We start from the raw sequence: 6429 nt of genomic DNA on the forward strand, positions 1-6429 counted from the left end.
AAATGTTAAAAAAAATCTCAAACATAGTGCTACTACTTGGAACAGTTTCAAACCTGCTATACTCCTGCGCAAAAGTATCCACGAAAATTTCAATTCCAGAACCACAAGTTAAAACAGATGTTAAAATAACAATAGTTGAGATTAAAAACATATCCACTAACACAAACCTAAATCTAGGCTACTTGATGGATATAATAAAGAACAGAGGAATCCAAATTGACTTCTCAGAATATTACGAAAACTCACCAGAAAAAGCTTTGGAAGACTTCAAAGAAATCTCTCAAAAAAATAGTTCTGCTTCCGATACAACCAACAACTTAAGCAACAAACTTGAGATAGACCTAGATAGCCTGATAAAAGGTAACCTAAAAAAGAATATTAAAAGATTCATAGAAAAACTAGGGAAATACCCCTGCACCGAAAAAGAGATAAACATCATCAACCTCTCAAAGATAGAAGAAGAAGTTATTAAACACTTGACTAACCAAGAAATTCAGAAGTTCATATTTACCAACTATACTACTAACACAATCTTTGAGACAAACTACTATATTTCCGAGAGTGACACCAACAAACTGAGAGTTGAAATTACCGAAAAGGAGATATTTGTTTCTGAGCTAAAAGTGAGCAACGAATTTCTTTGGAAAAACATCATAAGCAACTATCCTTGGGTACTGAAGGTAACAAACGGCATTCCTTTCGTTGAAGGCACACCTAGTGATTTCTCTATATCAGTATTCTACGATATCTATGGAAAGCCTGTAAGTAAATACTCAACAAATGTTTTTCTCTCACTATTCGTTCTCGTGTCTAACAACACAACCTCAAACTTCATACTATTCCGAACAAACCTTAATGTTATAGACTTTCTGCTGTCAAACCACAAACTTCTTCATGAAACGAAACCTTTCTTTTACAACTACAAAGTTGGCAAGATCGTAATAGAAGCTACTCCTAGTGACTGCGATATATATCTAGACGGCATTTACTTGGGTAAAGGTAACGCTTCTGAAATAGTTCCAGAGGGTTTACACAAGGTCACAATTTCTAGAGGTAGCTTTGTAGTTGAAGAATATATCTACACCGAAAAAGGCAAAGTAAACTTTTACAAAAAGGATCTTCTTCCCACCTTCACAAATACTTCAACTATATACCTGGACTCATCACCTAACGGAGCTAGTATCTTTGTAGAAAGCGATTACTTTGGAGTAACCCCTACAAATATAACACTACCTATGGGAAAATACAGAATCTGGCTTAAAAAAGGAGAACTTGAGAAATTTTCTTACGTTGACATAAATACGCAGAAGACAAATCTAATGTTTAACCTTCAACGATTAGACGATGAAACTGGCTACAATATAATCGCAGGACTTACTCTATTACTAGGCACTGCTACAGCATCTAGCATATTTCTCTACTTTTGGGCAGACTCACAGGAGAGGTATTATGATTTTCTGTATCAAAAGGAAAGAAAAGAGGAATACTACCAAATGAAGGAATATTACTACTACTTTCGTGACAACATGAGAACAACAGCAATAGTTGGTACAATAGGAACTTTCATACTCTGGGGCACTTCCTTGGGAATAGAATCAGACAAGTTTTTTGTAAAACTATCCATACCATTCTAGTTTGCTATCACATTGTCAAACCTTGCATCAATATACCTCACAGGCAACCCCTTTTGGATTATGTACCTAGTTGAAAGAAAAGCTTTCTTTATCTTTGATTCATCAACAGAGTGTCCAAAGTAAATGTTTATCTTGAACTTTGAATTGAAACCATATACTCCATCTCTATCAACTATAAAGGTATCTGGAAAATACTTACTTAAGGTTATTACTCTGTCTAGAGAATAAACAGACCTTGCTATATCTTGGAGTAGTTCCTTCTTCACATTTACCTTTTGGACAACTGTAACTGCGCTCTCAAAAGCTCTCCTATCGTAATTCTTCACTTCGTTCAATTCCTCATCATACAAAATGTAAGTATTACCTCCAACAAATACCTTTATCACTGGTTCCCTATACATAACACTTATATGCACTGAGTCTGGCGGGTATATGAATACCGATACTTCCTTAATTCCACTAGAAAATGACTCTATCTCTTTCTCAAAGGTTAATTTATCAACCTCAAAGATGCTTTTGTTACTAAACAGACTCACTATCCTCTCACACACAAAAGCATCGCTTCTATCAATATTCTGCGTAATCTTCATGTTCTTAACTTTCGTCCTAGGAGAATCACAATAAGTCAACGTTAATCCCAAGGGTATAACTAACGAGAGTATTATCACAAAAACAAGCTTAACAAAATTCATAACTTGAACTTTTCAGAGATAATACGCTTTATTTTTTGCAACGAATTGTCAATGTATTTTTTATTCTTACCTATCTTCTTAGCAATTTCCTCATACTTATACCCCATTACCCTAAGGTTTATGATCTCTCTATCTTCCTCCGAGAACAAAGAAGGGTTTGACTCTATAAACGCACTAATCTGCTTCTCAAGCAAATTCAAATCGTAGCTTAGGCTTCTCGTGTCTACTATCTCCATCTCCTCAACTGCCCCAAGTATCTTGGATCTAGAAGCCTCCTCCTTGAGCCTGTTTATTATCTCATTTTTTATGCATCTACTAAGAAATGTTTTCATTTTCACCCCCTTTGATGGATCAAACTTTCTCATCACTTCCAAAGCCTTAACCATGCCTTCCTGCAGTAGATCACTTACCATATTGGAATACTGGGGGTTTTTCTTAACAAAGTTAAAAACAACACTTCTAACAACTTTCTCTATCTCTTGATAATTATCCACTTCAGCTCCCTTAAACATAGGAATTATCTAACTAAAAATTTAGATACTTTAGACACGTTTGTCAACCTTGGTAACAGAACACAAACTATTGAATCTCTAGAAAACTGACTATAAAAGGGTATACTCTTATGAAATTATATGACAAACATAATCAATATAGCTATTGCTATGCCGTAGATAGCTATTCCTTCAGCAAGTCCTACGAATATCAAGCTTATTCCGAACATCTCAGGTTTTTCTGCTATAACCGAAATAGCCGAAACCCCAATTGGTCCTACTGCTATACCAGCACCAACCGCTGCTATTCCTACAGCCAGTGCAGATGCAATATATTTAAGTCCTAGGGCTAGAGGATCCTCTTTTGCTTGAACAGGCTGTGTATCATGCGAGGTCTGCGAAGAAGCATGAGTCTCTTCAGCAAACACATTGCCAGCAAGAGCAAAAAGAACCACAATCGTAAGAGTCAGCAAAATACTACCAAATATAACCGTAGCCTTCACCTTGTTTTTGCTCCTTGAGGTAATAGCTCTAACTAGCAAAAAGAAGTAAACACCCAAAACTAACATTATCAAGATCACTACAATCACTCCTAGCATCTCATCCTCCTCTTAGACGGGAATTCTAAAACAATCCCAACACTCTTAGCAAGAAAACAAGAAAATAAAATAATACTAATAACAGGTGTATCTTTCTTTCATTTCTTAGCAGTTTAAGACTGCTTGTAAATTCTTTCCTTATAAACACCTAAGAGACTTGGCAGGAGGTGAAATTTTATAATTGAACAAACATTGTCTGGAACTGAAGGAAGTAAGCAAGAGAAAAGCTTGGAGTCTTGATTACTCACGCAGTGGAAATCAGAATTCATTGATTCGCTTTAGGCAAATTTGAAACGGATATTGGTGGAAGTTATAATTATTTGGCTTTGGAGGAAGGTATGAAAATAGTCCTTGCATATTCAGGAGGTTTAGACACCTCTGTGATACTAAAATACCTGAAAGACCGCTTCAACGCCGAGATAATAGCATTTGTTGCAAATCTTGGACAAGACGAAGATTTTGACAAAATAAAAGACAAAGCTCTAAAAACAGGTGCGAGTAAGGTATATGTTGAGGATCTAAGGAAAGAATTTGTGGAAGATGTTGTCTGGAGAGTAGTTAAGTCCGAAGCAAAGTATGAGAACTATCTTCTTGGCACAGCAATGGCAAGACCGGTAATAGCTAAAAAGCAGGTAGAAATCGCCATAAAGGAAGGAGCAGACGCTGTAGCTCATGGAGCAACTGGTAAGGGCAACGACCAAGTCAGATTTGAACTTGCTTACAGAGCCCTAGCTCCATACTTAAACATAATCTCTCCTTGGAAAGAAGATAACTTCCTAAAAATGTTTAGAGGAAGGCAAGATATGATAAAGTATGCCGAAGAACATGGTATACCAATTGAAGTAACAACCAAAAAACCCTATAGTATTGACTCAAACCTCGTCCATATAAGCTACGAAGGGGGGATACTAGAAAACCCCTCAAAACCCTACGATGAAGAAATTTTCAGAATGACTGTTTCGCCAGAGCAGGCACCAGATGAACCCGAAAAGGTTGAAATATGGTTTGAGAAGGGAATACCAGTTGCTATAAACGGAGTAGAAATGGAATCCTATAAGCTTTTGGAGAATATAAACAAGATAGGTGGCAGAAACGGGATAGGGAGAGTAGATATAGTGGAAAACAGATTAGTCGGGATAAAGTCAAGAGGAGTGTATGAAACCCCAGGCCTTACAATCCTACAATTTGCCCATAACCTTCTATCCCAACTTATATGGGATAGAGAAACCGTAGCTCTAAAAGAAATCCTAGCAATAAAGTATGGAGAGCTTGTGTATACAGGAAAATGGTTCCATCCCACAAGATACGCTCTTGATAGCTTTTTTGACGAGATAAACAAACACATAACAGGTAAGGTATCACTGAAGCTCTACAAAGGTAACATCATTGCAGTTTCCAGAGAAAGCCAGTTTTCAATCTACGACCCAGAACTATCATCATTTGAAGGAGTAGATCTTTACGACCACAGAGATGCAAAAGGATTTATAAACCTATATGGACTAACAACAAAAATAATGGGTGTGAAAAAAATGCTATAACTAAACAGCTACCCCAAAAACTCCAAGAATACCACTTATCAAAAACTTCTTACATACACACCCTAAGAAACATACTTACCGAAAAAGCAAGTAACGAGATGTTTTAACCAAAGACCACTCAACCTTTATCTTTACCACTCAACATATTCCAGAATTTTAAGAACCACTTCTTCAAATGTCATTCCTGCAGCTTTAGCCATAGCAGGGATATCACTAGTCTCCGTCATACCAGGAATTGTATTAACCTCTAGAAAGTATGGTATTCCTTCCTCTGACATTATAGCATCAAACCTGACAACTCCTCTACAACCTAGAACTCGGAAAGCTTTCTTAGTGTATTCTATTACCTCTTTCTCTTGCTCCTGAGTCAATTCAGCAGGAATCACGAAGTCAGTCATTCCCTTTGTATACTTTGCCTCATAGTCGTAAAACTCCTTCTTAGGCTTAAGTTCCATAATAGGTAGGACTGTCAAATCGTCACCTTTACCTATAACCCCCATAGTTATCTCTTTCCCAAATATTGCCTTTTCAGCAAACGAGTTTGGATGCCTTCTCAGATAATTTCTAAGCTTACCTCTTAGCTGATCTTCATCCCTTATTATCTCTACCCCTACGCTTGAACCCTCATCCACAGGCTTCAGCACCACAGGCAAACCAAGAGCCATTATGTCCTCAAAAGACTTATCAGGATTGGAAGGAGTAAGCCTAACATACGCAGGAGTTGGTATTCCATTGCTCCTTAATAACTCCTTAGTCACTATCTTATTCATACCTATCGCACTAGTAAGAACATCACATCCAGTGTACGGAATTCCTAAAAGCTCAAGAACACCTTGGATTACACCATCCTCGCCATACTTTCCGTGAAGCATTATCACCGCTACATCAACATTATCTTTCACTAACCTTCTAGCAATGTTTGCATCAACATCCATCTTCGTAACCTTAAATCCAAGACTAACAAGAGCATTGTAAACATTCTCACCAGACCTTATGGAAACCTCTCTCTCCGAAGAAAGACCTCCCATCAAGACAGCAATATTCTTCGTCTTGTAAAAATTAATCAAATCCCTATACTTGTTCTTCCATTCACTCATATGCAAAGAATTATCAATAACTCCCTTCAAGATAATCAAACTCACTTTTAAAGAAGAACATCAAAACCTACTTAAAAACAGACTTTTCCGTGAAGCACCAGTAGTAAAGCCTAAAACTCTCAATTAGGTGTAGCCTTTCCTCTTTCTCTCGCAGTCCCTGACGGGACTGGATAAATACCCTTCTCAATTGGCATCTAAGAGATTTTAGTATGAAGCAAATGAGGCTAACCTCTCTCCCACAAATCAAAGACTCACTTTATAAAGGATAACATTAGTATTTACCGGCACAAAGGTTGTGATATTACTTCCATCAGAATTAGTAGCTATAAATGGATCAGTAAATTCTCCATTAACCATATCCTCAAAAACATTGTTAGC

General features: G+C 37.1%; 6 protein-coding genes. 2 read left to right on the forward strand and 4 right to left on the reverse strand.

The window, feature by feature from the left end; translation table 11 throughout:
• A partial coding sequence (locus ABDH28_02005) for a PEGA domain-containing protein (GenBank protein MEN2997800.1) occupies positions 1-1634 on the forward strand: 1634 nt, incomplete at its 5' end.
• Here ABDH28_02005 and ABDH28_02010 read toward each other — a convergent pair.
• From ABDH28_02010 to ABDH28_02020, 3 genes are all read right to left on the reverse strand, one after another.
• A complete protein-coding gene (locus tag ABDH28_02010; protein MEN2997801.1) occupies positions 1631-2326 on the reverse strand; it encodes a hypothetical protein in 696 nt (231 codons plus the stop codon). The genes ABDH28_02005 and ABDH28_02010 overlap by 4 nt on opposite strands.
• Positions 2323-2838 carry a sigma-70 family RNA polymerase sigma factor gene (locus ABDH28_02015; protein ID MEN2997802.1) on the reverse strand — a complete coding sequence of 172 codons (516 nt, stop codon included), beginning with the start codon at positions 2836-2838 and terminating at the stop codon, positions 2323-2325. The genes ABDH28_02010 and ABDH28_02015 overlap by 4 nt, the downstream gene beginning before the upstream one ends.
• A 116-nt stretch (positions 2839-2954) precedes the next feature.
• Complete coding sequence (locus tag ABDH28_02020) at positions 2955-3416, reverse strand: ATP synthase subunit C (GenBank protein MEN2997803.1); 462 nt, start codon at positions 3414-3416, stop codon at positions 2955-2957.
• A 338-nt stretch (positions 3417-3754) separates the two neighbouring features.
• Here ABDH28_02020 and ABDH28_02025 point away from each other — a divergent pair, with 338 nt between their 5' ends.
• Positions 3755-4954, forward strand: coding sequence for an argininosuccinate synthase (locus tag ABDH28_02025; GenBank protein ID MEN2997804.1), 1200 nt, complete (start codon positions 3755-3757; stop codon positions 4952-4954).
• A 131-nt stretch (positions 4955-5085) separates the two neighbouring features.
• Here the strand turns inward: ABDH28_02025 and ABDH28_02030 are convergent, their stop codons facing one another.
• The gene (locus ABDH28_02030; protein MEN2997805.1) at positions 5086-6051 is read right to left on the reverse strand and encodes a D-alanine--D-alanine ligase; all 966 of its coding nucleotides are present in this window, start codon (positions 6049-6051) and stop codon (positions 5086-5088) included.
• Positions 6052-6429: the final 378 nt, after the last annotated feature.

This window comes from Brevinematia bacterium, from assembly GCA_039630355.1.
In the GTDB taxonomy this organism is placed as follows: domain Bacteria; phylum Spirochaetota; class Brevinematia; order DTOW01; family DTOW01; genus SKYB106.